Annotated in this window: 47 protein-coding genes; 24 read left to right on the forward strand and 23 right to left on the reverse strand. The window is 40.2% G+C overall.

Features of this window, described 5'->3' with window-relative positions:
* Positions 1–504: 504 nt before the first annotated feature.
* From lysC to PSE69_RS12835, 22 genes are all read right to left on the reverse strand, one after another.
* Positions 505–816, reverse strand: a complete 312-nt coding sequence (lysC, locus tag PSE69_RS12730; RefSeq protein ID WP_191864205.1) for an Rz1-like lysis system protein LysC — start codon at positions 814–816, stop codon at positions 505–507.
* Between the two features lie 222 nt (positions 817–1,038).
* Positions 1,039–1,455, reverse strand: a complete 417-nt coding sequence (locus tag PSE69_RS12735) for a structural protein (RefSeq protein ID WP_060560976.1) — start codon at positions 1,453–1,455, stop codon at positions 1,039–1,041.
* Positions 1,448–1,765 (reverse strand): phage holin, lambda family, encoded by a 318-nt coding sequence (locus PSE69_RS12740; RefSeq protein ID WP_004916437.1) that lies wholly within the window; start codon positions 1,763–1,765, stop codon positions 1,448–1,450. The genes PSE69_RS12735 and PSE69_RS12740 overlap by 8 nt, the downstream gene beginning before the upstream one ends.
* Positions 1,766–1,916: 151 nt before the next feature.
* Entirely contained in the window at positions 1,917–2,159 is a 243-nt protein-coding gene (locus PSE69_RS12745) for a hypothetical protein (RefSeq protein ID WP_072502864.1), read from the reverse strand.
* 564 nt (positions 2,160–2,723) lie between these two features.
* A complete protein-coding gene (locus PSE69_RS12750; RefSeq protein WP_272675261.1) occupies positions 2,724–3,311 on the reverse strand; it encodes a hypothetical protein in 588 nt (195 codons plus the stop codon).
* Entirely contained in the window at positions 3,308–3,535 is a 228-nt protein-coding gene (locus PSE69_RS12755) for a protein ninH (RefSeq protein ID WP_272675262.1), read from the reverse strand. The genes PSE69_RS12750 and PSE69_RS12755 overlap by 4 nt, the downstream gene beginning before the upstream one ends.
* The gene (locus tag PSE69_RS12760) at positions 3,525–3,890 is read right to left on the reverse strand and encodes a RusA family crossover junction endodeoxyribonuclease (RefSeq protein ID WP_060561200.1); all 366 of its coding nucleotides are present in this window, start codon (positions 3,888–3,890) and stop codon (positions 3,525–3,527) included. The genes PSE69_RS12755 and PSE69_RS12760 overlap by 11 nt, the downstream gene beginning before the upstream one ends.
* Entirely contained in the window at positions 3,887–4,171 is a 285-nt protein-coding gene (locus tag PSE69_RS12765; RefSeq protein WP_053110584.1) for a hypothetical protein, read from the reverse strand. Before PSE69_RS12765 ends, PSE69_RS12760 begins: the two co-directional genes overlap by 4 nt.
* The gene (locus PSE69_RS12770; RefSeq protein ID WP_053110585.1) at positions 4,168–4,380 is read right to left on the reverse strand and encodes a DUF7740 domain-containing protein; all 213 of its coding nucleotides are present in this window, start codon (positions 4,378–4,380) and stop codon (positions 4,168–4,170) included. Before PSE69_RS12770 ends, PSE69_RS12765 begins: the two co-directional genes overlap by 4 nt.
* Positions 4,381–4,570: 190 nt before the next feature.
* Positions 4,571–4,714 (reverse strand): hypothetical protein, encoded by a 144-nt coding sequence (locus PSE69_RS12775; protein ID WP_164529017.1) that lies wholly within the window; start codon positions 4,712–4,714, stop codon positions 4,571–4,573.
* A complete protein-coding gene (locus PSE69_RS12780) occupies positions 4,714–4,884 on the reverse strand; it encodes a hypothetical protein (protein WP_272675263.1) in 171 nt (56 codons plus the stop codon). Before PSE69_RS12780 ends, PSE69_RS12775 begins: the two co-directional genes overlap by 1 nt.
* A 20-nt stretch (positions 4,885–4,904) precedes the next feature.
* Positions 4,905–5,351, reverse strand: a complete 447-nt coding sequence (locus tag PSE69_RS12785) for a recombination protein NinB (protein ID WP_004916478.1) — start codon at positions 5,349–5,351, stop codon at positions 4,905–4,907.
* Between the two features lies 1 nt (position 5,352).
* The gene (locus PSE69_RS12790; protein WP_060556911.1) at positions 5,353–5,637 is read right to left on the reverse strand and encodes a hypothetical protein; all 285 of its coding nucleotides are present in this window, start codon (positions 5,635–5,637) and stop codon (positions 5,353–5,355) included.
* Positions 5,630–5,887 carry a Lar family restriction alleviation protein gene (locus PSE69_RS12795; RefSeq protein ID WP_053110589.1) on the reverse strand — a complete coding sequence of 86 codons (258 nt, stop codon included), beginning with the start codon at positions 5,885–5,887 and terminating at the stop codon, positions 5,630–5,632. The genes PSE69_RS12790 and PSE69_RS12795 overlap by 8 nt, the downstream gene beginning before the upstream one ends.
* Positions 5,887–6,210, reverse strand: a complete 324-nt coding sequence (locus PSE69_RS12800; protein ID WP_060556912.1) for a hypothetical protein — start codon at positions 6,208–6,210, stop codon at positions 5,887–5,889. Before PSE69_RS12800 ends, PSE69_RS12795 begins: the two co-directional genes overlap by 1 nt.
* Before the next feature lie 93 nt (positions 6,211–6,303).
* Positions 6,304–6,831, reverse strand: coding sequence for a DUF551 domain-containing protein (locus PSE69_RS12805; protein ID WP_272675264.1), 528 nt, complete (start codon positions 6,829–6,831; stop codon positions 6,304–6,306).
* A 65-nt stretch (positions 6,832–6,896) separates the two neighbouring features.
* Complete coding sequence (locus PSE69_RS12810; protein ID WP_196993081.1) at positions 6,897–7,088, reverse strand: hypothetical protein; 192 nt, start codon at positions 7,086–7,088, stop codon at positions 6,897–6,899.
* A gap of 18 nt (positions 7,089–7,106) precedes the next feature.
* Positions 7,107–8,483, reverse strand: a complete 1,377-nt coding sequence (locus tag PSE69_RS12815; RefSeq protein WP_196993082.1) for a replicative DNA helicase — start codon at positions 8,481–8,483, stop codon at positions 7,107–7,109.
* 1 nt (position 8,484) lies between these two features.
* Positions 8,485–9,567, reverse strand: coding sequence for a replication protein (locus PSE69_RS12820; protein ID WP_272675265.1), 1,083 nt, complete (start codon positions 9,565–9,567; stop codon positions 8,485–8,487).
* The gene (locus PSE69_RS12825) at positions 9,560–9,739 is read right to left on the reverse strand and encodes a hypothetical protein (protein WP_072502857.1); all 180 of its coding nucleotides are present in this window, start codon (positions 9,737–9,739) and stop codon (positions 9,560–9,562) included. Before PSE69_RS12825 ends, PSE69_RS12820 begins: the two co-directional genes overlap by 8 nt.
* A 96-nt stretch (positions 9,740–9,835) precedes the next feature.
* Complete coding sequence (locus PSE69_RS12830; RefSeq protein WP_196993084.1) at positions 9,836–10,183, reverse strand: hypothetical protein; 348 nt, start codon at positions 10,181–10,183, stop codon at positions 9,836–9,838.
* Between the two features lie 112 nt (positions 10,184–10,295).
* Positions 10,296–10,541, reverse strand: coding sequence for a helix-turn-helix transcriptional regulator (locus PSE69_RS12835; RefSeq protein ID WP_404824022.1), 246 nt, complete (start codon positions 10,539–10,541; stop codon positions 10,296–10,298).
* A gap of 83 nt (positions 10,542–10,624) precedes the next feature.
* On the opposite strand from PSE69_RS12835, the gene PSE69_RS12840 reads away from it, so the two are divergent.
* The 6 genes from PSE69_RS12840 to PSE69_RS12865 all read left to right on the forward strand — a co-directional run bounded on the left by PSE69_RS12840 (position 10,625) and on the right by PSE69_RS12865 (position 14,330).
* A complete protein-coding gene (locus PSE69_RS12840) occupies positions 10,625–11,272 on the forward strand; it encodes a LexA family protein (RefSeq protein WP_014657866.1) in 648 nt (215 codons plus the stop codon).
* Positions 11,273–11,392: 120 nt separating this feature from the next.
* Positions 11,393–11,527 (forward strand): hypothetical protein, encoded by a 135-nt coding sequence (locus tag PSE69_RS12845; RefSeq protein ID WP_255531743.1) that lies wholly within the window; start codon positions 11,393–11,395, stop codon positions 11,525–11,527.
* Positions 11,528–11,548: 21 nt separating this feature from the next.
* Entirely contained in the window at positions 11,549–11,890 is a 342-nt protein-coding gene (locus PSE69_RS12850) for a DUF3024 domain-containing protein (RefSeq protein ID WP_004916513.1), read from the forward strand.
* 135 nt (positions 11,891–12,025) lie between these two features.
* A complete protein-coding gene (locus tag PSE69_RS12855) occupies positions 12,026–13,180 on the forward strand; it encodes an XRE family transcriptional regulator (RefSeq protein WP_163768522.1) in 1,155 nt (384 codons plus the stop codon).
* Positions 13,180–13,701: a DUF4411 family protein gene (locus PSE69_RS12860; protein WP_163768527.1), complete on the forward strand. Its 522-nt coding sequence runs from the start codon at positions 13,180–13,182 to the stop codon at positions 13,699–13,701. The genes PSE69_RS12855 and PSE69_RS12860 overlap by 1 nt, the downstream gene beginning before the upstream one ends.
* Before the next feature lie 356 nt (positions 13,702–14,057).
* Positions 14,058–14,330 carry a hypothetical protein gene (locus PSE69_RS12865; RefSeq protein ID WP_061064259.1) on the forward strand — a complete coding sequence of 91 codons (273 nt, stop codon included), beginning with the start codon at positions 14,058–14,060 and terminating at the stop codon, positions 14,328–14,330.
* Between the two features lie 15 nt (positions 14,331–14,345).
* On the opposite strand, the gene PSE69_RS12870 is transcribed toward PSE69_RS12865, so the two are convergent.
* The gene (locus tag PSE69_RS12870) at positions 14,346–14,864 is read right to left on the reverse strand and encodes a super-infection exclusion protein B (RefSeq protein WP_195848172.1); all 519 of its coding nucleotides are present in this window, start codon (positions 14,862–14,864) and stop codon (positions 14,346–14,348) included.
* A gap of 166 nt (positions 14,865–15,030) precedes the next feature.
* Between PSE69_RS12870 and PSE69_RS12875 the strand changes: the two genes are divergently transcribed.
* From PSE69_RS12875 to PSE69_RS12960, 18 genes are all read left to right on the forward strand, one after another.
* The gene (locus PSE69_RS12875) at positions 15,031–15,621 is read left to right on the forward strand and encodes a DUF5420 family protein (protein WP_272577662.1); all 591 of its coding nucleotides are present in this window, start codon (positions 15,031–15,033) and stop codon (positions 15,619–15,621) included.
* A gap of 29 nt (positions 15,622–15,650) precedes the next feature.
* The gene (locus tag PSE69_RS12880; RefSeq protein ID WP_272675266.1) at positions 15,651–15,884 is read left to right on the forward strand and encodes a hypothetical protein; all 234 of its coding nucleotides are present in this window, start codon (positions 15,651–15,653) and stop codon (positions 15,882–15,884) included.
* A gap of 3 nt (positions 15,885–15,887) precedes the next feature.
* Positions 15,888–16,040 (forward strand): hypothetical protein, encoded by a 153-nt coding sequence (locus PSE69_RS12885; RefSeq protein ID WP_272675267.1) that lies wholly within the window; start codon positions 15,888–15,890, stop codon positions 16,038–16,040.
* A 64-nt stretch (positions 16,041–16,104) separates the two neighbouring features.
* The gene (locus PSE69_RS12890) at positions 16,105–16,296 is read left to right on the forward strand and encodes a DUF551 domain-containing protein (protein ID WP_196993092.1); all 192 of its coding nucleotides are present in this window, start codon (positions 16,105–16,107) and stop codon (positions 16,294–16,296) included.
* Between the two features lie 229 nt (positions 16,297–16,525).
* A complete protein-coding gene (locus PSE69_RS12895) occupies positions 16,526–16,798 on the forward strand; it encodes a hypothetical protein (protein WP_272675268.1) in 273 nt (90 codons plus the stop codon).
* On the forward strand, positions 16,795–17,016 hold the full coding sequence (locus PSE69_RS12900) for a hypothetical protein (protein WP_151207198.1): 222 nt from the start codon (positions 16,795–16,797) through the stop codon (positions 17,014–17,016). The genes PSE69_RS12895 and PSE69_RS12900 overlap by 4 nt, the downstream gene beginning before the upstream one ends.
* On the forward strand, positions 17,013–17,831 hold the full coding sequence (locus PSE69_RS12905; protein WP_272675269.1) for a PD-(D/E)XK nuclease-like domain-containing protein: 819 nt from the start codon (positions 17,013–17,015) through the stop codon (positions 17,829–17,831). Before PSE69_RS12900 ends, PSE69_RS12905 begins: the two co-directional genes overlap by 4 nt.
* On the forward strand, positions 17,824–18,630 hold the full coding sequence (gene recT / locus PSE69_RS12910; RefSeq protein ID WP_141173708.1) for a recombination protein RecT: 807 nt from the start codon (positions 17,824–17,826) through the stop codon (positions 18,628–18,630). Before PSE69_RS12905 ends, recT begins: the two co-directional genes overlap by 8 nt.
* Positions 18,631–18,954: 324 nt before the next feature.
* Positions 18,955–19,539, forward strand: coding sequence for a Rha family transcriptional regulator (locus PSE69_RS12915; protein WP_080997997.1), 585 nt, complete (start codon positions 18,955–18,957; stop codon positions 19,537–19,539).
* A 62-nt stretch (positions 19,540–19,601) separates the two neighbouring features.
* A complete protein-coding gene (locus PSE69_RS12920) occupies positions 19,602–20,297 on the forward strand; it encodes a Rha family transcriptional regulator (RefSeq protein ID WP_272675270.1) in 696 nt (231 codons plus the stop codon).
* Between the two features lie 169 nt (positions 20,298–20,466).
* Positions 20,467–20,784: a hypothetical protein gene (locus tag PSE69_RS12925; RefSeq protein ID WP_272675271.1), complete on the forward strand. Its 318-nt coding sequence runs from the start codon at positions 20,467–20,469 to the stop codon at positions 20,782–20,784.
* A complete protein-coding gene (locus PSE69_RS12930) occupies positions 20,784–21,278 on the forward strand; it encodes an ASCH domain-containing protein (protein ID WP_272675272.1) in 495 nt (164 codons plus the stop codon). Before PSE69_RS12925 ends, PSE69_RS12930 begins: the two co-directional genes overlap by 1 nt.
* A 61-nt stretch (positions 21,279–21,339) precedes the next feature.
* Positions 21,340–21,618: a hypothetical protein gene (locus PSE69_RS12935; RefSeq protein WP_272675273.1), complete on the forward strand. Its 279-nt coding sequence runs from the start codon at positions 21,340–21,342 to the stop codon at positions 21,616–21,618.
* A 213-nt stretch (positions 21,619–21,831) separates the two neighbouring features.
* Positions 21,832–22,041 (forward strand): hypothetical protein, encoded by a 210-nt coding sequence (locus tag PSE69_RS12940; RefSeq protein ID WP_196712878.1) that lies wholly within the window; start codon positions 21,832–21,834, stop codon positions 22,039–22,041.
* Positions 22,042–22,237: 196 nt separating this feature from the next.
* Positions 22,238–22,936 (forward strand): HNH endonuclease signature motif containing protein, encoded by a 699-nt coding sequence (locus PSE69_RS12945; protein ID WP_231136160.1) that lies wholly within the window; start codon positions 22,238–22,240, stop codon positions 22,934–22,936.
* Between the two features lie 70 nt (positions 22,937–23,006).
* Positions 23,007–23,207, forward strand: a complete 201-nt coding sequence (locus tag PSE69_RS12950) for a hypothetical protein (protein WP_272675274.1) — start codon at positions 23,007–23,009, stop codon at positions 23,205–23,207.
* Entirely contained in the window at positions 23,208–23,465 is a 258-nt protein-coding gene (locus PSE69_RS12955; protein WP_113532824.1) for an excisionase, read from the forward strand.
* A complete protein-coding gene (locus PSE69_RS12960) occupies positions 23,422–24,486 on the forward strand; it encodes a site-specific integrase (RefSeq protein ID WP_004916569.1) in 1,065 nt (354 codons plus the stop codon). Before PSE69_RS12955 ends, PSE69_RS12960 begins: the two co-directional genes overlap by 44 nt.
* The last annotated feature ends 29 nt before the right edge of the window (positions 24,487–24,515 follow it).

Consider the following 24,515-nt stretch of genomic DNA (forward strand, 5'->3'; position numbering starts at 1 on the left):
GTGATATTCATTAGTTCAACAGATGTACTTAGCCCGCGGTGTGTGGGCTTTTTTTATTCTTTCGGAATGCTTTTATCCAGTTCTTCCAGGAATTGATCTGGCTTATCAAAACCCTGCGTTGCCATGATATTTCTCCATTAAAAAGCCCCGCTATTTTGCGAGGCTCAGATTTGTAATATCTGCTTGAGATTACTACCTTTTTAATGTTGTGGTTATTCACGATTAACGTATAGTGACGTTACATTCATGAACTATTATTCTCTACTTTGCCTCGATATCTGGGGCATTTCTTTGTTGTCAAATTTCACGCATTGCTAAAGCAAAACACATACCAAATTAAATCAACAAGTTAAAAATAGGTGCCCATATAGGGAATCACGCCCTATCGCTACTTTAACTAAGGAGATTTACATGGTACGAATTACTGAACTACTATTTAAGATTGTTACTGCTGCTGGAGTTTATTTATTCCTACAGGAGGCAAATCCAGAACACGCCATAGCTTTATCTGTCGCCATTCTTAACACCTAACCTATTTGCTTCAATCTCTCGAATGGCTTTCTTATCTAAATTGCACTTTGCTATTGAATTCATCGCATCAACTAGCAGTTGTGGCATGTCGCCCCAGTCCACTTTTTCAGGAATATCAGGCTGAGGACAATCAGCGGTTAACTGTGCTGGTATTGGTGGAGACTGAACGGGAATCAATACCTCTTTTGTACTTGTGCAACTCACTAACAACATCGTCAGGCACAGCAGTATTAGCGCACTCATTGTCTTTGAGTACTGTTTTGATAACAGTCTTAACTTTGACATGTTCTGAGTCCTCTAATTGCTTTGCTTTGATGTTGTCGAGTGATGCTTGATAGTGAAGAGTTATTGCTGATTGGGTTACTTGGTTTAGTAGCTGGCTTGTTGATAATTGCTCAATGAGCTTTCCATTCTCTTTACTCACTTTGACCATCTGATATGTCAGTATTAAGCCAAATATGAATAGCAACAGCCAGCAAATAAACGGTGCTAAAGCTATAAGCCTTTTCACAGCAAACTCCACGCTTTTTCGAACATAGCCTCATCGTAGGGTTGCGTGCCATTTTCATGACGAATGATTGCCTTGGCCAGTTTAATTGTGGTTGCCTTATCATAAAGACTGATAACATCAGTAGGCGATACACCCAACTCTTTAGCTACACCGTTAATATATGCTCGGGTGTTGTTTTCATTCGTCGGAGCCCAGCGGTCAATCAGGCCTGATACAGTTTTTAACCCGTACTTACGCTGGTAGGTACGAAGTAGTGCCATCAATGCACGAATACCATAAACAGGGCTTTCAAATCGACAGAAGCGAGGTTCAATACTTGGGTCATGCGGCAATTGCCCTTTCCAATTATTGGCTTTGTTGTAATCAATGTTACCAGGGTTGTTATTGCGAATGCCTCGCGCTTGCTTAGTCATTGTTCACCCCCGCCCTGCCTTTAATAATTTTACTCAGACCATCCACGCCGACATACCCAATGAATACACTGGCCAGATATGCCAATTCATGATTAAGTCCAAGCAGTGTTAGAAGGTCTTTTACAAACCATGCAAACAACGCACACATGGCACCATCAAATAGCGTCTTCTTCCAACCGCCGCCGTTGTACTTGCCGCGTAGAATCGCCATGCCTGTTGCTAGTGATGCGCTAATACCTTGCTCCTTATGAGCAGCAATAATTTGAAATACGTTATCCCAGAACTCGGGGTTTTCTTTCATATGATCCATACTCACCCCCTTTACTGGAGGAATTAGTTAATAGAAAGCCACCAGCAGGTAGCCGGATTTAGATTAATGAATTTAATCAGCATTTGAGATAAGTTAAATGTTCATCCCTATGTAACTTACCGAAGGGATGGCTGAGTTAGAGTATTTAGATTCATTTTTTAAGAGATGAAGTAAACCTTGATTCAAGTTGACTAACTGTATCAGCGAAGGCTTTTTCATTAGCATTAATTGTTGCTTGGATGCTAAAAATTGTTGATTTTGACGCCTCTAATTCACAGCTCATTGCCGCTTGCATGTCAGTGAGCTGTTTTTGTAATTCCGCAATCTGGGCATATTGATGTGTTACCTGCGCTGATAATGCAGCAACTGTCTGTTCTAAATGTTGATTGCTCATAACTACCTCTCTTAAATAGAAAGCCGCGCACAGTTCATTAGTGAGGGTAAAGATTAGCAGCTGAGTCTGTGGCGGCTGTATACGAAAAAGGCCGCACTAGGCGACCTCTTGAATGTGAACTTGTAAGCAATCCTTACAGCTTTAATTGGCGATATCGGAATTCCGGCATCGGAACAATATTAAACGTTATAAATAGACTGTCAGATAAAGTTTGTTTCTTTTTTTAAATTAGATGGTTAGAATAACTCTGTACTTATTTTTCCAGTTTTTACTCATCAGGCGTTGCTCTCAACGATCCTTTGCCACCATCCTAAAAAGTTGGTGGCTTTTTTTATGCTCACTCGAATTCATCAAGCATATAAACCCTTGCAATGCAAAAAGCCCCACCGAAGTGAGGCTCTAGAATCGGAACTTTTCAGCCCGTAATTAGTAGGTAATCTCTTACCCTCTTTAATCTATCTGTCTGCTCTTTGCTTTTACGAGCGAGCATAACATAAACAGTATACTATTTAGGCGCAGAATGCAATAGATTTCTCCTATTAATAAATTATATAGAAAATAATGCTATTTAATATCACTAATCATAGGATGAATGGCATCTTCAATCATCACGCAAGCCCACCTAACGCGGCGTTTGGCAGAGTCTAGGTCTATACCGGTTTTCCTCGATAGCTCCTCTGAAATGTTTTGCGGGCTTTTGCATTGCTTATAGCGTTTAATAACTACATCACGAAGCGGGTTGCTCGTTGGTAAAATTTCGTTAATACACTTTTCAACAAATTCGGCGTCATCTTTTTCTTTGGCGAGGCGAAGTGCGCCGAGTGTTGATTTGTTTGGTGCAATAATTTCCTTTACCTTTTCGATTAGCTCATTGCCTGTGTATCCCATCTTTCTACAGTTATCGAAAGTGGCACGAATCAAAGTAGCAGAGCCATCATCCCATTCATCCCTCGTCATTAGCCGACCAATAACATTTATATTTAGGCCATCTGGAGAATCATCTCCTCGGTAGTTCCTTCCCCATATGGTGAGCATATATCTAGTCCATGGTCTTTCTGATGGGCTTAGCTTTGGAAGTGTTCCAAAAAGCTTTTTCCTCATTTCCTTTTCAGTTCTGAAGTAAACTATTTGTTCAAATGAAGCCTTTCTCATCTCGCCCCCGCCAATACTTCACTCTTTCCTTTTGTCGCCCCACCGATTCCACCACGATGTATAACCATTAACTGGTTGTTTACAATGATGTGCTTTTCTGCTCGCGTATCGAATGCGTACTTCTTTACTGTATTTCGCGATGCGCTTATCCAGCCAGCCACTCGAGTTTGATTTCCTCTGGCTTTGATGAGTAATTCTGGAATGGTTGTTATCTCAGCCTGCATCATCTATCTCCCATATCATGATATCCAGTGAGCCGCCTTTAACCCTCTCGCCGCGTTTAATTCGAAAATCATCTATCTGCTCGTCGTCATCCCAAAAGTTGGCGTGAGTAAGCGAATCGAAAACAGCTTTAGGCAAGTTATCGAGGTCTCTTTTGCGTTTGTCTGGAGGGTTTGCAGTGATGATTATCTTGATGCGAGAGGTGGTTTTGATATCTAGGTTATGTTGCTTGATGTAATCTGTTACTTGCTTTCGGTAGCCTGTACCCTTTGATGATATATAGTGCCTGCCTTTGCAGTGTCGCCAGTACGTATTTACTGAAGGCGGCCACGGCAACTTGAGGTGATATTGCTTCATGATGGTTCTATCAATCCCCCTCTGGTTAGCTCCCTAAGTGTTAAAACAATCGCCCTATCCATCAGTTGACGTCTTTCAATTCGACTCAACTTGCTGCCGTTATCAATCTCATGATGGCAGTGCTGACATAATGCTGCTGTGAGGCTATCGTCAACCTTAAGCCCCATCCCCTTATCTTCGTTTCTATGTGCTACCTGAGTGCCATAGCGACCACACAAGACACAACATTCGATTTGAGCTACGGCTTTGAGCCATTTTTTTGAGCGGTAGATACTTGTCATTTCTCTAGCTCCCACTCTGCAAGTGTGATAACCAACATCGGGTTACTACTACCTTCAATCTTCCGCATTGCTTCATACGCTAAGTGCTCTTTAAATTTGCGCTTTAATAGCCCTGCACACTTCCTGACGGCTTCATTGGACTTATGGATAGCCCAACATAGCTTGAGTGTTGTTAATGCGCTCATAAACGCTTCTGCTTCGTTTTTCATCTCCACATCCTATTAATCATTGTTCGCGGTGTTGGCTTGAGCCATTTTTGGGTTGGTAGATTGACTGATACATCGAAATATTTCGGGTTAATATTGAGCATTTTGACTGGGGAATAACCTTGTCGCTTGTAATGCTCACAAAGTCTTTCTGCTTCTTCGTAAGTGAGAAGCCTGTATATGTGGGGTTCTTTCATTTTCTCGCCCTCCGCTTCTTGGCTACTGGCTTCTCTTTGGGTTCTTCGCTGTCAGCTTGCTTATTCTGTGGCTGCAAACACTGTGGGATTACTTCCATCCATTTTTTCATTTGCTCAAGTGCGTTAGTTCGCTTTGCCATTATTTTTTATTCCTCCGCTTCTTGGCTGCTCGGTTTATTTTTGCGTGACCTGTGATGCGCTTAGTTGATGTTGGGTAGCTGTACCAATAGCTATTACGATTGATAGCCCATAAGGCGCTCTGTGATGCTAATGACGCCATAGCGATTGCCATTTTTGATATGATGTTCATCTCTCTTGCTGCTCCTTGAGTTATTCCCTGTGCCCGTAGTAGTTATATTCATAACGAGTTGTACGCAGCTTCACGCCGCTTTCTACCGCCCAAGCTGTCGAGTATTCAATTAAGCTACTCATGCGCTTCTTGCCCATTTGAGACGTACTCTCTCGTATGTTTAATAGCTCACCTTCAATTCCCCTAATTAACGGTGACTCTTTCGCTCCTGTAGTAACCATCCAGTGGCCAGACACAAAGACATTCTTCCACTGCCATAATTTCAGTGGCTCATTGTTGAGTGTCATTTGCTTTGACACATCACCACATAGCGCATGGAACATGTCGTTCTGCGGTAGTGTTCGGCTGGATTCTGAGATTTTTACTTCTAGGGGGAATTCTTCGTTGAGGGGTAGAGCATTTATTGTGGCTATTAGGTTTTCACGTATTCGTTTATTTCTTAGAAGAAACTTTGTGGCTTTCTCCAAGTTAGCCTCCTAGTTTTCCTTTGCTGTAAAGTGGCAACCAAACATACCGATAAACAAACGGGATAAAAGCTGTAAAGAACTCATTAAATTGATGCTCTCTAAATCCTGTCGCTTCGTCGACCATTGCAATTAGTGGTGAGGTTGGCTTTCTTGGCAAATCAACGCCATAGATACGGCTAAAATTACTAACTAACTCACTTTTATCTAAACAGCGTTCTACCACTTCGATAAACATTGGCTCAGTGGCTAGCGTTTTTAAAATTTCATCTGGCAGCTTATCACTCACTGTTAGCTCTCCTGTTAAACCTTTGCGCTGAATAATCACGGTCAATTTGCATTAATTCTTCTGCTGTCATGTCATCAGAATTATCTGGGTAAATGTCGTTATTGCGGATAAAAGAGAAATTAGCGCCACAATCAGCATTAGTACATTGGATGTGATCACAAAGGTGGTTATCTTCTGGGTCTGGCTCATTCTCGCCGCACCATTTAACTTTGCTGCCGCAAAACGGGCACTTTTTTAACTCATTCATCATTAGCTCTCCTGTTCCATGCTGCTAATAGCGTTAATATCAGATATGATTTCTCCCAATGATTTCCTTTGTGTTTTTGACAATACACGGATTATGTCATCGACCCGATTACTGTAATCTGAAAGTTCCGTATCAATGGGTTGCAATATTTCATCACGAGTAAATGTATTTGAGCGCCAAACAACTGCTAAGCCAGAGATGGTAGATTTTTCATACCATCCATTTGCCTCCAAATATTTTTTGAAGTCATTGGTAGTTATGAATTTTTCATTGCGCAGATTAATGCTGTCAGCACCGCAAAACGGGCATTTCTTGAGTTCGTTCATGCTACAACTCCCACCATTGGTATTTTCGCTTAGCTTGCAAAATTAGCTTTTGCCAAATTGCTACGGCTTCTAGTTTTAATTCCCGCTCTGTCATCATTCACCCTCTTGCATTGGTGGGAGTGGGATGCTGTCTAAGTACATCCAGTGAGTTACCCTCTCAGCTGGTATTTTAGTGTTCGTGACTGTATTGTTTGCGATTTTAGAAAATGTTACTTGCTCGTAAAAATAACCGTTAATTACAAAACCGAGAGCTAATTCGTAATCGTTCTTAACTTTTAATAAAACTTGCCGACATTCACCGGGTAATCTCTCACTCACCTTAACCCAATTAGTTCCCTGCATTAGAACCTCCTCACTTATCAGTGGCTCAAATGAAACCAACTCAAATGTAATTTCATGATGGTAATCATAATAATCAATAGTTGGTTTTAATGTATAAATACCTTCGCCTTGAAAGTAATCTTCGCCCGTTAAAACAGTTGATATTTCATCTTGAAAATCTTGAATATCAGTTGCGTCAAAATCACCATGAACCCCCTTCAAATAGACCTCGTTTTCGTCATCAATAGCTTGATGAATTACGACAATAGTTCCGAATGGTATTTCCTTTTGTTTGCTCATCTAGAAGTCCTTATGATTTGGTGTGTTACGGCCACAAAAAAGCCCGCATATTGCAGGCTGAGTTTTTAGAATTCACGCTGGTGTTCCGTTATTACATCCGTTGCGTTTACGGATGTTCGAACAGCTTTGTCAATTCTCTCCTGCGCATCAGGGTACTCAGTTTTTACAATAGCCAATTCATTTGTAATTAATAGCAACTTATCTTTTAAGTATTCAATAAGCTGTGCGTCCGTCATTTTTTCAGTTTTAACAATCATAATTTCCTCTCTTATTAGCTAGCATTCGATTTCATCTTGATGAGACTCTAATCTTAATCTAGTTAAGTCAGCCTGATCTAACCCTCCGCTTGTATTAGTGAAATAATACGTCTTTTCAGCTCCGGGTGCATGCCTGGATTTGGTACATATAACCTCAGTAATTCCTTTTAGTTCGGTATTAGGGTTATATTTCTCATCCCGGTAAATCATGAAAATAACATCAGCTTCCTGCTCAATAACTCCCGACTCTCTTAAGTCAGCATTCCCAGGGCGTTTATTAGTTCGCTGCTCTAGGTTGCGGTTTAATTGCGCCAGGGCGATTACCGGGCATTTAAGCTCTTTAGCCAGGTTCTTAAGCCCGGTAGCGATTTCACCTACCGACTGATTCATGTTCTCCGGGTTAGTCATTTTCATCTTTTGAAGGTAGTCAACGATGATCACCCCTAACCCGCCAGTTTGTTTATTCATTCTCCTGGCATCAGCCCGGATTTCATGAATACTCATTGATGGCTTGTCGTTGATGTAAATTGGTGAGTCTTTGATTTCAGCCAATGAACTAGATAACCGAGCCCAGGCTTCATCCATGTTCATTTTAGATTTCTCTTTGCCGAGAATTGATTCCTTATCCACCCTGGCATGATGAAATGCGACACGTTCAGATATTTGCCAGGATGGCATTTCCAAGCTGTAGAACAAAACAGGTTTAGATTTTGCTAAGCCAACCGACTTTGTGATCGTGGTGCTTAGCATTGTTTTACCCATACCAGGGCGCCCCCCGATAACAATAAAATCAGTGTTGTTGAAACCACCGAAAGCCTGGTCAATGTCTGGCAAGCCGAACTCGGTTTTATACTTCCAAATATCACCGCTGATCATCGACTCAATAATCGATAGCGACTCTTCAACGCCTGACATGATGTGTTGAGTCTCAGTAACCTGGTTATTGCTAACGTTGGATATTTCTTCCTGAATTTGCCCAGCAATATCGTGAACATGATTTACCCCTGACTCATTTATCCTGGATATCCCATCTTGAAGAATTGATATTGTTCTCCTAGCTAAAGATAGCTGTTTAACTTTCTCAACATACCCTGGCAGCATATGGATACTAGGCAAGTCTTTGGCGCATTCAGCAAGATATGGGAAACCGCCGCTATTTTTGCTATCACCGCATTGCTCAAGCTCACTGTTAACCATAATCAGGTCAATCTTCGCACCTGCCTGGTTCATTCGTTTCAAAGCCCGGAGAATTAATTTATTGCTAACAGCAGTAAAATCATCCTCGGATAAAGTCTCTATGGCACTTGATGCCAGGTCTGTGTATTCTCCAGTGGCATTTAAAATCCCGCCAATTACTGACTTCTCAGCGTATAAATCACAAAACTTGCTGTTCATGTTAAATTCCTTTTTTACGCTCTGAGTATTCGCGTTTTGCTTGTTCGTAGGTTTGCGACCATCTAGCAGGAGTTAAGATCCAATCCAGGGTTAACCAACCTTTTTCGCTCAAACCAGAAAATAAACTTGATTGAGATATGAGTCTGAAACAAGTGTCCATGTGCTGAACTTCACGCCACTGCCCCTTGTTGGTTTTGCCATTCCAGACAGCTTCCAAATCTTTGTAAGCAGGTCTGCGTGATGTCCACTCATGAAAATCAATGGATCTCTCAGGAACGTATTTATTCCAGATTTTAATTAATTCTTCATGAGGGCAATCGACAGGATTGATACCGTCACGGTTTTTCCACTTGAGCGCATCTGAAAGGTAGCCATCGAAGCGAGTCATTCGACACAAGTTCTGAGGTTTCAAGTCCTTCCCTTTAGTCCAAGTCTTAACAGCCCACTCCATCACAAGTTTAATTTCATCAGCTGTGTAGCATTCGCCTTTAGCTTTGATGGTATTAAGCGCTTTTAGGATGGGTTCCGTAGATTGAAATTTAGAATTGGTTAGCTGATTAAAATAATCGAGAATTTCTAGAGCGATATCTTCCCCAACGGGGGTAAGGGGGATCTTGTCTTTATTGTCTTTTGTATTATTGTCTTTTGTGTTTGACTGTTTCGGTAAAGTGGTTTTTACCGTTTTAGTAAAGCTATTCTTTACCGTTTCGGTAAAACTTTTACTGTTTCGGTCAATGTCGGTTTCCCATTCAGAAATATTCTTATTCATTCCAATTTTTCGACCTTCCTGAATAAAGATTTTCATCCGAACTAATTGATTTTTAGCGGTGGAGCATTTAGTGCTATCAATCTTTGTCATGCTTTCAAGTTGTTCATTGCCAACCCAATCCATTTTTTTATTAAAGCCGTATGTTTTTCTCCACACAGCTATAACCATTAATAATTGGTGCTTGGTCAACCCAGCAAGCATAATCGCATCTAAGAGCTCGTTTGCTATCCTGGTGTACCCATTATCAAGATCTGCCACGTTAGGCCTCTCTTGCCGTCGTTGATTACCAAAATCTGCATATGCAACGTTACTCATGCGGCTCCCCTCCCAATAGTTCTTTCCTGTGAGCATTCCTTAGTTTTGCATCTTCAAAAGCTTCCCTAAGACGCTTTATGCCTAGAGGGGTTACTTTCCTGAGTTCCCTATCTCGCATGATGTTTTTATGCACTGCATGATAATTAAAGTCATGATTTCGTTTATTTTTCATGGTATAATTCCCTTATTCGGTTGTTGTATCAAAAAAGGGAAGCTAAGCTCCCCACCTTGCCACTAACACTGGTTGTTGATACAATTTCATAGACACTTAAATATCTAGATTGATTTGTGCCTCACTCCCTGCCGTGGTTGAGGCCTTTTTTTTAAGTCCTCCCTTCCCTTCGATTGCCCGAATGAGCCTTTCTGCATAATCACCTTCGATAACAACTTTCGTTGGCTTATCGCTGATATTTACAGAGTCAGGGGGTAATCCGAACTTACTCACCAACTGGCAAGCTAAATCGAATATTCTGGCTTTATCTCGACTGGATTTTGATGGGTGTATTCCTAGCGCCTTAGCGAGTCCGTTATTACCGACTGAATACATTTGTTGAATGTAAAACGTCATCAATTCGTTTGATGAGCACTCTACTTTGATATTTTTTGCATTTTCCATAGTCTATAGTCCTTTTAGATACAGTTAGTCCGTGACTCACGATCCAGTGAGTTGAGCTTGCTCTGAGAATTTACTCTGAGCGGTCTAGCGATGTTAAAGAGCGAGGTGGTGCTTATGCTGCTTTTGGTGGGAAAATGTCATCGATAGTGACGTTAATCCCGTTGTTGTTAAAAAATCTAACTAGCTGTCTGCATACTTCAAGGTCTGCTTTACGTCTGCCATTTTCATAATGGCTAATGTTTCCTTTTGTGCAGCCTAGCTCTTTAGCTAAATCTGTCTGTGTAAGCCCAAGCTTTTTTCTATATCGGCTTATGTAATTCATCTGAACCTCCTTATTGTTCATTACGAGAGTATACATAAAGTATTCGCAATTTCAATATAAAAGTATACACATTGTCTGTCTACATTTATGTATACATATCGTATTATTGGGTTATGAAAATGAAATGGTATGAACTAGCCAAGTCCCTTATGAAAGATAAGGGCATTACATACGATCATCTGGCTGAGCATTTTTCGGTATCGAAAGGTGCCGTTGGGCATTGGATGACAGGAAAGAGAGAGCCAGCATTTAGTGAAATAGCCGGGATACTTGCATATGTTGGAGTCAATAACCCGACCATAAATCAAGATGGCACTATTAGCATTGATGAAGAGTCGATTAGTAGGGTTGAACCAACCTATGAATACCCATTACTTTCTAAAGTACAGGCTGGATCATTTACCGAAAACAGCAATTCATATACAGAGAAAGATGCTATTGCATGGATACCAACAGCCAAGAAAGCAAGCGATAGCGCATTTTGGCTAGAAGTTGAAGGTCACTCAATGACAGCCCCTCAAGGTGGTCGTCCTAGCTTCCCAGAAGGGATGCTGATACTTGTTGACCCTGAGCAGGATGTTAACTTTGGTGACTTCTGTATAGCTCGCATGATGAACGATGAGTTCACATTCAAACGATTGATTAGAGAAGGTGGAGTTGAGTATCTAGAGCCATTAAACCCACGCTATGACCTGATCCCTATTAACGGGAGCTGCACAATCATAGGTAAGGTAATCAAGTCACAATGGCCTGACGACACGTTTTAAATGAAAAGACTGCTAGAGCTGATATCCAACGCTAACATAATGATACTGCTAGTTATTATAGCGGTGCTGGATATCATTCTATTGTTGCTGATTACATTTGATAATTAGTGAGGGTTCGATATGAAAAGATTATTAGAACTCATCAGTAAAAATAAGCTGCTGATTGTTATGTTAATAATAGCGCTAGCAGTTGGAGCAGTATTACAGTTTGCAGAAGAATCTTTTGCTTGGATTTCGGTTTTCAATGCAGAGTGACAACACGTTTTAGGAGAATGCATGGCATTTAACGACATTGAGATAGCTAACATTAAGCGGTGTATGGAGTTTTTCATGGAAAAGCGCCGACCTGCTGAACACCTAAGGGATGAGCTGGATTTAAGCTATAGCATTGAAGATGACTCCGTTGTCATATTTGAAGTAAGACGCCTTACTTGGAGTGACGGGCAAGCTCAAGAGCCGATAGCCAAAATTACACATGACAAATCTAACAGCTCTTGGTCTCTGTTTTGGATGGATAAAGACAGCAACTGGCACAACTACGATGAAATAATGCTAGGCAGTTTTTCTGACGCCATTAGGCTCGTTGAAGATGATGCCCGTGGCTGCTTCTTTGGGTGACGACACGTTTTAGGGTGTGGCGGTGTTACATAACCATATAGATATTTTTATAAACTACTGCTATATTGACTTTAGTTTATTTATATGATTTCACCTATAGATTTTGAGTTAATATATTGTTATTCAAGGATTATTATGTCATCACCTAACCCAAAAATGTTGATATGGGCGAGAGAGCAAGCAGGGCTAAGTTTGCAGGATGCTGCAAAAAAACTTGGCCTGAAAGTCTCTCGCCTGTCAGATTTTGAGTCTGGTGAGAAAGTACCGACATCTAACCAGTTGAATAACATTGCAAAAATATATCACAGACCTCTTATTTCGTTTTACTTGGAAAAACCACCTATTGTTGCAAGCAAGGGGGAGGATTTTCGCACAATCTATAATGCCCCAGACCCCATGGAAGATGCAGCGGTAAACACTCTAATAAGAAATGTTCATGTAAGGCAGAGCATAGTCAGAGAGGCAATGATAGATAGTGACTCAGCTATTGCTTTGTCATACGTGGGGTCTATGAAAAATAACATGCCAATTAAAGAAGCGGCATCTTATGTCATTGAGTGTTTTAATATAGATATCGACATATATAGAAAGCAAAAGGACGCCCACTCCGCATTTAATTTTCTGAGAAAAACTATAGAAGATAAAGGAATATTTGTTCTGCTACTAGGCAACCTTGGCAGTCACCATAGCGATATTCCCGTAAGTTATTTCAGAGGGTTCGCCCTGTCAGATGATATAGCCCCATTTATTGTAATCAATGATAACGACTCAAAATATGCTTGGTCATTTACACTACTACATGAGTTGGTGCATATACTGATAGGTAGTACAGGTGTTAGTAATAATAACATTGATAACATCACTGAAAAATATTGCAATGATGTTGCGAGCCAGATATTGCTCCCCGATAATGACTTTATTCCAATAAATAACGTAAGTGGATTTACCACTGAGGAAGTTATTGAAAAAATAAGCGAGTTCAGTTCTGTCTTTAATGTTAGTTCAACAATGATTGCGTACAGGCTATATGTATCGGGGAAAATAAGCAGGGACAATTGGGAGTACATATCAGATGTATTCTTTAAAAAATGGCTATCCGCCAAAGAAGAAAAAAAACAAAAAAGCAAGTCCTCAGGCGGGACATACTACATAACTAAAAAACACAAGGTTGGTAATGCTTTGTCTAATTTAGTGAAAAAATCCATTATAGACGGCGTGTTAACGGAAACAAAAGCGGGCAAAGTCCTTGGAGTTAGCCCCGGAAATGTAATTGAATTGGTAGGATTATAATGAATACAAATGGATGTTTATACCTCATTGATGCCAATATAATTATACACGCACATTCATTCTATTACCCTCTCAATCGAGTACCTGAATTTTGGGAGTGGTTGTTATTTCACGCCAAAAATAACAACATAAAATTGCCGATAGAAATACTTAACGAAGTAAAGGGAGGTGATAAAGATGAACATGCAAAGTGGGTTCATGAAAAAAACAACAAATCGATCCTCCTCCTTGATGAAAATTTGCATATAGGAAATTTAAACAAGGTTCTTAGTGAAGGCTATGCTGATGATCTATCCGATGTGGAATTGGAAAAAATAGGTGAAGACCCATTTTTAATCTCTTATGCCCTGTCATCACCAGAAAACCGAGTGATCGTCAGCAACGAAACATCCAGCCCAAGTAAATTAAGAGCAAATAGAAAAGTTCCAGATGTTTGTAAGCAAATGGGGATTAGGTGCTGTAATGTTTATACGATGATAAGAGAGTTAGACTTTCGAACAAATTGGAAAAGCAGCCTGTAACCCACCAAGCCCTCCCCGCGAGGGCTTTTTTGTGTCCTATCCCCTCCAAAGAAGTGATCTGCATTCCAATCTGAGATTTTTTTGAAAATAAATTGCCTGAAAATACAAATAGTTGACACCATAGCACAAATAAAGTCTACATTTTGTATTTACAACCATCTACGATTCGTATACATTTAACTCATCAAAGGCAAGGAGCCAAAGGTAAACGGATTTAGTTCTTTAACAATTAGGAACGCTCAGAATAAATTTTCAGAGCAACCACTGAGTGGTTTTTGGGATTGGTGAACGCTACGGCGGCACGTGTGGTACTAGGCGACCACCACCAATCACCAAAGATCACTTAGGAGGCAAATATGGCAACAATAATTTTCAAAGAGAACTCAAAAATTCGCAGACGCAGAAAGCAAGGTGAGTTTTTGGCTCGAAAGATAGCTATGAGAAGTCGCTCAGTGGAAGAAATTTGGGATTCGATATTTGGCGTTGAGAAGAAAGAACGCCCTGTTCTCTCTCTCAAACCAACAAAGCATTATCCAAGTGGAGATAACTGTTGCTTACCTAATGTAGCAATATTTTCAGGAGTTAAAACAAAACAGCCGAGCAGTGAGTTCGGGGTGACGGCGAGATAAAGCCCACGGATGGGCTTAGTCATCAAGGTATCCAGTAAACTGCTTAACGCACTCTAAATAATAATCAGGATTGATTGTGCACTTACCTGCATGTTTAATGTTAAGGTGTTTAGAGAAATCATGAATAATATTTTTGTCGATTAAAGATGAAACAATTGCGTCATCCTTATCGAAGGCAAGAAAATCGTCTCCGATATCAATAAATATAGCCAAGCAGTCTTTTTCATCCTTTGAAAGGCTTGATATTTTCTGTGATATTTTGACTTCTTTTTGTTTTGCCCTTCTATTATGAATAGAAGATAAAAGCACTTTAGTTGCCATCGTTACAAATCTTTGTGTATTTGCGGCAGTAACAAAAGAAATAGCAAAAACAAACACCTGCCAAAAATGAGCTATTCCAACTTTTGAATTGACATATTCAGACCATGAATTAGGGCTGAATATTAGTAATGCTCCCCAAATAATAATAAACCACATAACACGCTCCAAAGGCTCGTTTTTTAATACTCGCTCAATAATGGTCAATAGCTCCATGTAATTAACTCTCATATTGTGGGGGTAAGCTAATTATAACCGATTTCATATGTGGGGGCACAATGAAACCACTGACGCCCTAAGTGGATAAATAAATGGGCACAGTTAACTAATTACAGTCCATTCTGTGGGCTGTGGTGAGATGATTAATAGATAGGAGATAGAGATGGAACCAAGGGATTATCGATTTTATAAAATTAGCAAAGAAGCTACCGAGCAAATCAAAAAAGAAACCGACGAAATCCAAGCTAAACGGCAGAGACTCCTCAACGAAGCCATTGAAAGCGTTGGAGCTGAAGGCGTTAGCTTTAGCAATTCATGGGGTGAAAATGGTACGACAATTCGCGCATTTGCTTTTGCTGTAGATAAAGAATTTGATTTTGCAGTTAAAGAGATTCATCGAACCAGTGAATTAAGGGTTATTCGAGCCAAGGCTAATTCGAAGAAAGGTAAAGAGTTTAACGCCACACTAGACGCGGCGAAAGATGAACTCAATAAGAAGCTAAAAGACTTACCATGTTTTAAAGATTACATCATCAATAAGTTCGATATTCAATGCTGCTCTATTAGCCAGCACGGTAGCGGTGCTGGAATGCGAATGCTGGAAACGATTGTCGGATATCCACAAACTGATAAAAGCTTTCTTATTTGTGCCATACCAAATCATGAGAGAGGTATGGATAAGCAACCAAACATTCCAGATTGCTTTGAAGAGATAACCTACGGCGTATTTTACGATTTATCAAACAGTAAATAGCATCGTGTTTAGTTAATAACGGAGGGAGCATGACAGATAAAACAGGTGGAGCGGCTTTTCCAGTTCCAGCAACAGAATTACATGGCACTACCACAGGCATGACGTTGCGAGACTATTTCGCTGCTAAATGCATGCAGGGTGATTTCGCAGCTCAGGATGAAGAAATGGGATATTACACAAATGAGACTCCTGATGAGTTTCTGATCAAAAGAGCTGAGTTCTGCTACCGCATGGCAGATGCAATGTTAAAGGCTAGGGGGTGATATATGGCAGCATTGAAACAATCATCAACACTAGAGCAGATAATGCATGAAGCGAAGAAAATCGCATCCACACTTGATAAAAGCCAGCTAAATGATAAGGAAAAGTTACAAGCCCTAGAATCCGTTAAATCAATACTCTCTTTCGGTCAGCAGTAACCCACCACTTAATCATTCATATCGCTATTAATAGTGAGGAATACGCACATAAGGAACATAGGAAATGGCAAATGATAATAACGGCTGGATTCGCTGTGATGAGCAATTGCCCTTAGCTAATAGGCGAGTTCTTATCACAACAATATATGGACATGTTGTTGAAGCGAGCAGATTAAAAGGAAATAGATTTAATCGATATGGTCAGGAGGTGACAGCAACTCACTGGCAAGACTTACCAGCACCAGCAAGGCAGTAACCCACCGCACCAACACCAGAACACTTTCAACTAATAACAATCGCTATCGTAAGATACGTGAGGATTAATCATGCAATCAAAAAACAAATACAGCCGTGCAATGCGAGACGTTTGCATGGTTAAACCAGTTAAACCTCAAGCAGTTAGAAATAAGCCAACATCAGGGTTTTGTCTGGCAGTTATAGCAATATTCGCATTCCTATTACTTCCTGCTTTGGTGAGGTGACTTATGAATAAATGCATACAGCTTTTATTGTCAACTTTTGGATGCGACCACTCCTCATCAGGAACAATTGTTACTTGTGTCAACGGAAATGACATCAAGCGCATAGACGGTGATTACGGAACAATTATAAGCAAGCTACAGTTCACGGAAAAAGAACGCTACGAAAACATTAAGGAAAATGGGCAGCTTGCTGGGTTTATTGATGAAGCAATCGCGGCTGGTGATGGGCAATGGATTGTCGAACACATCAAGGCTAATAGCAAGGAGGCGGCGTGAATGCATATGCAATGAGAGATGCTCAGGAAGAGCGTCGATTAGAAAATGCAGCATGGCAGGATGCACAAAGCGCATACATAGCAGAACAAGCTCACGAACTTATGGAAATGCTAGGAAGCACACTCACTGATAAATGGACTGACAGTGAATATGATGAAGCTCAGGATCGGGCAAGTGAGTTTATTAAATCACTAATGAAAGAGGCTCGAATGATGTGAAAGAGGGAATTTATTACAACATATCAAATGAGGACTACCATAATGGATTAGGTATCAGTAAATCACAGTTGGACCTTATAAATGAATCTCCAGCGGACTTTATATGGCAAAGGAATGCGCCAGTTGATGAAGAAAAAACAAAAGCACTAGACATTGGCACTGCATTGCATTGCCTACTACTGGAACCTGATGAATTTCAGAAAAGGTTCAAAGTTGGACCAGAAGTAAATCGTAGAACAACCGCAGGGAAGCAAGAGGAAAAGGAATTTCTCGAAATGTGTGAAAAGGAAGACATCACACCTATTACTCATGACGATAACAGGAAGTTAATGCTCATGAGAGACAGTGCAATGGCGCACCCTATCGCAAGATGGTGCTTAGAAGCTAACGGAGTAGCTGAAAGTAGCATTTATTGGACTGATGAAGATACGGATATTCTTTGTCGTTGCAGGCCAGATAAACTCATTCAAGAGCACCACTGGATTGTTGATGTAAAAAGCACCGCAGATATTCATAAATTTGAACGTTCTATGTACGAATATAGATACCACGTACAGGACCCTTTTTATTCAGACGGGTATAAATCACTAGTCGGAGAAATGCCTGTTTTTGTTTTCCTAGCTGTAAGCACAACTGTGAATTGTGGGCGTTACCCAGTCAGGGTATTTGTTTTGGATGAACACGCAAAATCAGTTGGTCGAACAACCTACAAACAAAATTTAAGAACGTATGCAGAATGCCTAAAAACGGATGAATGGGCAGGCATACGCACACTATCACTGCCCTATTGGGCTAAGGAATTAAGGAATGAGTAACCCACCATTAGCTCAAGCTGACTTACAAAAAACACAAGGTACAGAGGTAAAAGAAAAAACCAAAGATCAGATGTTGGTTGAGCTTATCAATAAACCAAGCATGAAAGCTCAGCTAGCTGCCGCCCTGCCTCGCCATATGACGCCTGACCGCATGATCCGCATTGTGACAACAGAGATTCGTAAAACGCCTGCATTAGCCACTTGTGATATGCAAAGCTTTGTTGGTGCTGTTGTTCAGTGCTCACAATTAGGATTAGAACCTGGCAATGCTCTGGGCCATGCATACCTGCTCCCGTTTGGAAATGGAAAATCAAAGTCGGGGCAATCAAATGTGCAGTTAATCATTGGCTACCGTGGAATGATTGATTTGGCTCGTCGCTCAGGGCAAATAGTAAGCATATCAGCAAGAACGGTAAGGCAAGGTGATAATTTCCACTTTGAGTATGGACTGAATGAAAACCTAACACACGTACCGGGTGAAAATGAGGACTCGCCTATTACTCACGTTTACGCTGTCGCAAGGCTTAAAGATGGTGGCGTTCAGTTTGAGGTCATGACATACAACCAAATAGAAAAAGTCAGAGCATCAAGTAAAGCAGGACAAAATGGCCCTTGGGTTTCTCACTGGGAAGAAATGGCGAAGAAAACCGTTATCCGCCGCTTGTTTAAGTATCTACCCGTCTCTATCGAAATGCAGAAAGCCGTCATTCTTGATGAAAAAGCAGAGGCCAATATCGATCAGGAAAACGCTACTATTTTTGAGGGAGAGTATGAGGAGGTAGGCACTGATGGCAAGTAAAGGTGTAAACAAGGCAATTCTCATCGGATCACTTAGGTAATGATCCTGAAATCCAAAGGATATATTTGCAAGGATGCAAACAGGAGATAGAAACTTGACGAACTCAACGATGTGCGGTAGATTGCGCGTAGGTGCTCAACACACCATCTACGAGCGGATATCCGCACCCGAAAGTATTGCGGTTTTTTTACGTCCATAGATTATGGTCGGGTAGCGTGCAATATATACAATACCGAAAGGGAAAATTGCAGGCCGTCTCGTAGCGGTGTTGAAGTACCCGACCGCCCTCTCAACAAGGGCTAAACAATCTACGAGGACTTAAAAATGAACACTTCTGTAACAGTTGTAAATACAGCTACTCCGCATGTCACCATCAAAGATCACAAAGCGATCACCACTTCGCAAAACGTATCATCGTTTTTCACTAAGCGACACGATGACGTTTTAAAGAAGATTCGCAACCTTGATTGCTCACAAGAATTTAGCGCCCGCAATTTTGCGGAGGCTGAATATATCGACGAACAGGGTAAACCTCGCCCAATGTACGAAATGACTAAAGACGGATTTGTCTTTTTGGTTATGGGATTCACAGGCAAGAAAGCGGCTCAATTCAAAGAAGCCTACATTGCCGAATTTAACCGTATGGAAGCGGAGCTGTACGGCAACAAAATAGCACCTACAGTCTCACAGGAAGAGCGAGACGCCTACAACATTAACGCACTTGCCAAACACTACGAAGCCATTTATCAGATTTGGAAAGAAGAATTACGCCCTGCATTAAAAACGCTCAACTCACCTATTTATGGTCGCCTGTATGACAGATTCCAAGACGGCTATGTATTCGTTAAATACCTACAGCAAGATTTAAACTCTAAGCTGACGAACCGTCAACTGCCGCGTCACCACTAATCAATCTCAGCCCTGTTAATTCAGGGCTTTTAGTATCGTTTTAACCAGCGAGGGATTTTTATATGCAAAATTTAATTAATACTGAATTATCTATGACATCTTTAGAAATTGCTGAGTTAGTTGGTAGTCGTCACGACAAAGTTAAACAGTCAATTCAGCGACTATCTGAACGCTCTGTAATTCAACATCCCCCAATGGGGAAAGTTGAGAATAAACAATCAAATAGCCCCAATAAATATAGCGAAGTGTATATCTTTTCAGGTGAAAAAGGTAAGCGCGACAGTATCATTGTGGTGGCTCAATTATCGCCGGAGTTTACTGCAAGGCTGGTTGATAGATGGCAGGAGTTAGAAAACAGAAAACATTACTTACCGCAAATGTCACAGGCTGAATTAATTGCAGCGATGGCACAAATCAATGTTGAACAGGAAAAACGCCTTAATTGTGTTGAGCAAAAGATTGAGCAAATGGAACAGGGCACAATCCCCGTTGGTTATCAAGGCTACAGTTATCTTAAAGCCACTTATGGCTTAAGCGATGCCAAAAGCCGTCAACTTGTTATGGCTTGGGCTGTACCTAACAAAAAGGTGCCTCATGTAGCACCTGGTGGTCAAGTAACACAGATGTCGGTAGTACATGAAGATGCATTCAAACAGTCACTTTATCAAATGATGAACGAGGCAGAACAGCGCGGCACACAGTGGTATCACCCAAAAATGGGTCGGTTTACTATTTCTGGCTGGGAAAACGCAGCTTAATTTAACTCGCAGGGATGCAATGAATAAAAAAAAGCCGACACAGGGAGCATCGGCGAAAGTTGCACAGCTTGTCATTAACCTTTCGGGCTTAAGTGTAGGTGATGATTAAATATTTGCCATGAAACGTTTTAATCATATCGATTAAATAGATGCAATAAGAGGGATGAATATGAGTGACGATATTTTTATACAGGCAGCTAATAAAGTTATGTTTTCACATAGAACGCCTGACCCGGAAGACGTTTGTAACTTATGCGATAAAGAGGTTGGTAAAGACAATTTAATTACCGGTAAAAATGCAAATATCTGCTTCGATTGTTCGGATTTAGCAAAGGAAATCGCAGACAAGGAGCGCGAAAGATTATCGAAAAGAGAAATAAAACGCATAGCAGCTATTATTTCCGATGATGAAATTGATATGGGCATGGCTAAAGCTTATCCGTATGCCGAACGCTTATATAAAGCTGGATATAGAAAGGTGGAGTGATGAAAGACAGAATCAAGTTTAACGATGCAATGTTAGCGGCTGTTATGGATGGCAGAAAAACGCAGACTCGCATACCGATTGAGCCACAACCAAAAGTAACCGAAGAAGAGCTACGCAAACTTGGTGCATGGCAAGAAGGTTACACACTGTCAGAGCAAGTATGTGCCGCATGGCGACATGGATTTATTGCCCCTGACTGCCCGTATGGTGAGATTGGCGACATCATTAACGTTGCAGACAAGGACGGTAATATCAAAGGGAAAATTGAAATTACTGATGTTTGGTTGCAGCAAGTTCAGGAAATATCGCAGCAAGACGCTATGAAAGAAGGTTCGCCACCAAGCCACCTGTCTATTGATATTGTGTCGCGTGAATATGGTTTCCCTGACTTTTCTCGTTCGTGGTTCGCTCAAGTATGGATGGATATATACGGAATTGATAGCTGGATGAATAACGAATGGGTTTGGGTGATTGAGTTTCGAAAAATTGATTGATTATCACTACTTAACTAAATTTTAGATGGTATAGTAAACTCTCAATTATAAGGAGAGTAAAATGGTCTATTATTTAATGATCTACGCAGATGGTTATACCACTCAGCACAAGAAAGATACATTTGAGGAAAGCGGTTTTTTAATGCCGCCAAAAAATAAAATATCCTCCACTGCCACAACCCGCGTCGTGAATAATGAATGTGCGAAGTTCTTCCTAACAGAGAAAATAAGAAGTAAAGATAACAAATTTTACGCTATTGCTTATGAGCGCGGAATGACTCGCCCTTGTGATGAAGATATTTTAAATCTTATAACTAAACATCAGATACCACATCTTTAATGATAAATATCTCACCCTGCACTAGCAGGGTTTTTTATATCTAAAATTCAGAGTAACAATTAATGCAAATAATCGGATATGTATTGCTGCTTGTAATACAGGGTTCTGCTGTGCCTGTAACCGATACATTGTACACACAGCAAGAATGCGAGAGCCGTGCAATGCAAATAATGCAGGTGCGGGATGTTGAGATAGTTTGTGGCGAGGTGATTCGTGGAAAGTGAACTAATTCAAGTTCCAAAAGATTTGCTAGAGGAGTTAGCATCCGAATATCAATCTAAAATATTAGAATACATGCAGGGGTATAAAGGCTATTACGACACAGTGGGCACACGTTGGAATAGAGATTACAACGATTACGTTGATAACTTTAATGCCGCCGCTGATTTATTAGGTTGGGATAAGATGGAGAAAATAGAATGAAATTTAAAGTCGGCGATAGGGTATCTCATGTATATTTTGGCAGTGGTCGCGTTTCAGACTCTAACCATGAACATAAAAGACTTTGCATAATATTTGATGATGGATTAGTGATTGTATCTAGTGTTTATAATTTGGAGTTAATCAATGAATAAATACACCAAACTATCTGACTTCGAGATTAATAAGGATTTACGTAATGGGGAAATTAATTGATTTAACAAATAGAAAGTTTGGATTGTGGACTGTATTAAAAAGAAATGGAATTAAAAGTAAATGCGCTGCTTGGGATTGCTTATGTGAATGCGGAAATATAAGAACAGTTTCAAGTGGTCATTTATTAAATGGAAACAGTACATCTTGTGGGTGCGTAAGGATAGAGGGAAGAAGGAGAAAGGTACCTCTACCTGAAATGTCAGTTGGCAGATTAAAGGAGGTATTATCATACAATGATAAAACAGGAGTGTTCACATGGTTGACTCCTTTGTCGCCGAATGTGTCAGTTGGTGATATTGCTGGAACTGTTTCATCACATGGGTACATAAAAATAAGCATAGATAATGTCAGCTACATGGCTCATAGGCTGGCGTGGCTATATATGCATGAAAGGTGGCCTAAAGGTCAAATAGACCACATAAATAGAAGCAAAGGAGATAACAGAATACACAACCTAAGAGATGTAACGCAGTCACAAAATTCCAAAAATAAAGGATTAAACAAAAATAACACCAGTGGATGCTCAGGTGTTTATTATAAAAAAGACAAAAGAACGTGGGTTGCATCAATACGAGATAATGGAAAAATTAAATATTTAGGTTCGTTTAAAAATAAAGAAATGGCGATTACTGCGAGAAGAAATTATGAAAAAAATTGCACTGATAGTGATTATTTCTACTAATGAAGGATGCGGAGAATGAAAAAGTATGACCTACAATTTAATAATATATCGAAAATAGCATAGGTGAATTATGGATATTATCGACTCAGCAAACGAACTCAATGAATTACACATTCAAGCAGCATTATCAAATCGCCAGCCAGTAACTAAATCAATAAACGGAATGTGCATCTGGTGCGAAGAAATGCCAGCAGCACCAAATAGCGCATATTGCAGTAAAGATTGCGGGGATGATTATGAGAAATATAGAAGGAAGAATGGAGGTGCATAAATGCAAACAGTCAGAGAATTCGCAAAAAAGCACAGAAGAAGTGATGAAACGATAAGGCGGTGGATAAGCGCTGGGAAAATATATCCAGCACCAACATTTGATGGGTATCAATATTTAATACACCCATCCGCACAAAAAATAACAAACTACGAAAATCTTAACCCAAGCATTCTATTAAATAAAAACTGCAAACTGTTAAAAAGGATTGAGACAGATGGCAAGAAACAGAAGCCCCAAAAACGCACACCTACCACCTAACTTATATTGCCGGAAAGGTTATTATAGTTACAGAAACCCCGAAACCGGCATTGAATACGGCATAGGAAGAAATAAAGCCGAGGCGGTAAATGAAGCCATCTCGGCTAACTTGTTTATTTATGGAAAAAAAGAATCATTAATAAACAGAATGGCAAGTAACGATGCAATAAAATTTCATGATTGGATAGACAGATTTGGTGAGATTATACTCCTCCGTGATTTAAAGAAAAAGACCCTAGATGACTACCAAGGACGGTTAAAAAGGATAAAAAATAGCTTCAACAATGTTCCTTTAAGTGAAATAAAAACTAAAGATATTGCTGATTATATAAATAATATTGTTTCGGATGGGAATATAACTACCGCAAGATTGATGCGTAGTATTCTCAAAGATATGTTTAACGAAGCGATGTCGGATGGTGTTGTTGATTTTAATCCCGTAATAGCAACCAGAGTTCCAAGGAATAAAATAGCTAGAACTAGGATGTCAGAAAGTGATTACATTCAAATATACAACACAGCAGTAGAGCACTGTCAGCCTTGGGTTAGTATGAGCATGGATTTGGCTATATTAACAGGACAGCGTTCTGGTGATATAAGGAAATTAAAATGGGATGATGTTCATGATGGTTTCTTGTGGATAGAGCAAGAGAAAACAGGAACTAAAATAGCAATACCGCTTACCATTTCAAATAATATAGCTAATAAAACTTTGCAATCAGTGCTAGATAGATGCAAGCATGAATTGAACGGAAAGGAATTCGTGCTGGTTTCACAGAAGGGTGATATGCTAGCAGATAAAACAATTGGTAAGGCTTTTTCACTAGCCAGAAGCAAAAGTGGTTTGTCATGGGAGGGTTCTCCGCCGACGTTCCACGAAATCCGAAGCCTAGCATCCAGAGTGTATGGGAATGAAAAATCAAATGAGTTCGCTAACCAGCTTTTAGGACACAAATCAATGGATATGACCAGAATGTATCAGGATGATAGGGGTCTTAGTTGGAAAAAAATCGAAATTTGATATTGGATTTATTTCGAATTATTTCGGAG

The organism is Providencia sp. PROV122, assembly GCF_028482365.1.
Lineage (GTDB): Bacteria > Pseudomonadota > Gammaproteobacteria > Enterobacterales > Enterobacteriaceae > Providencia > Providencia stuartii.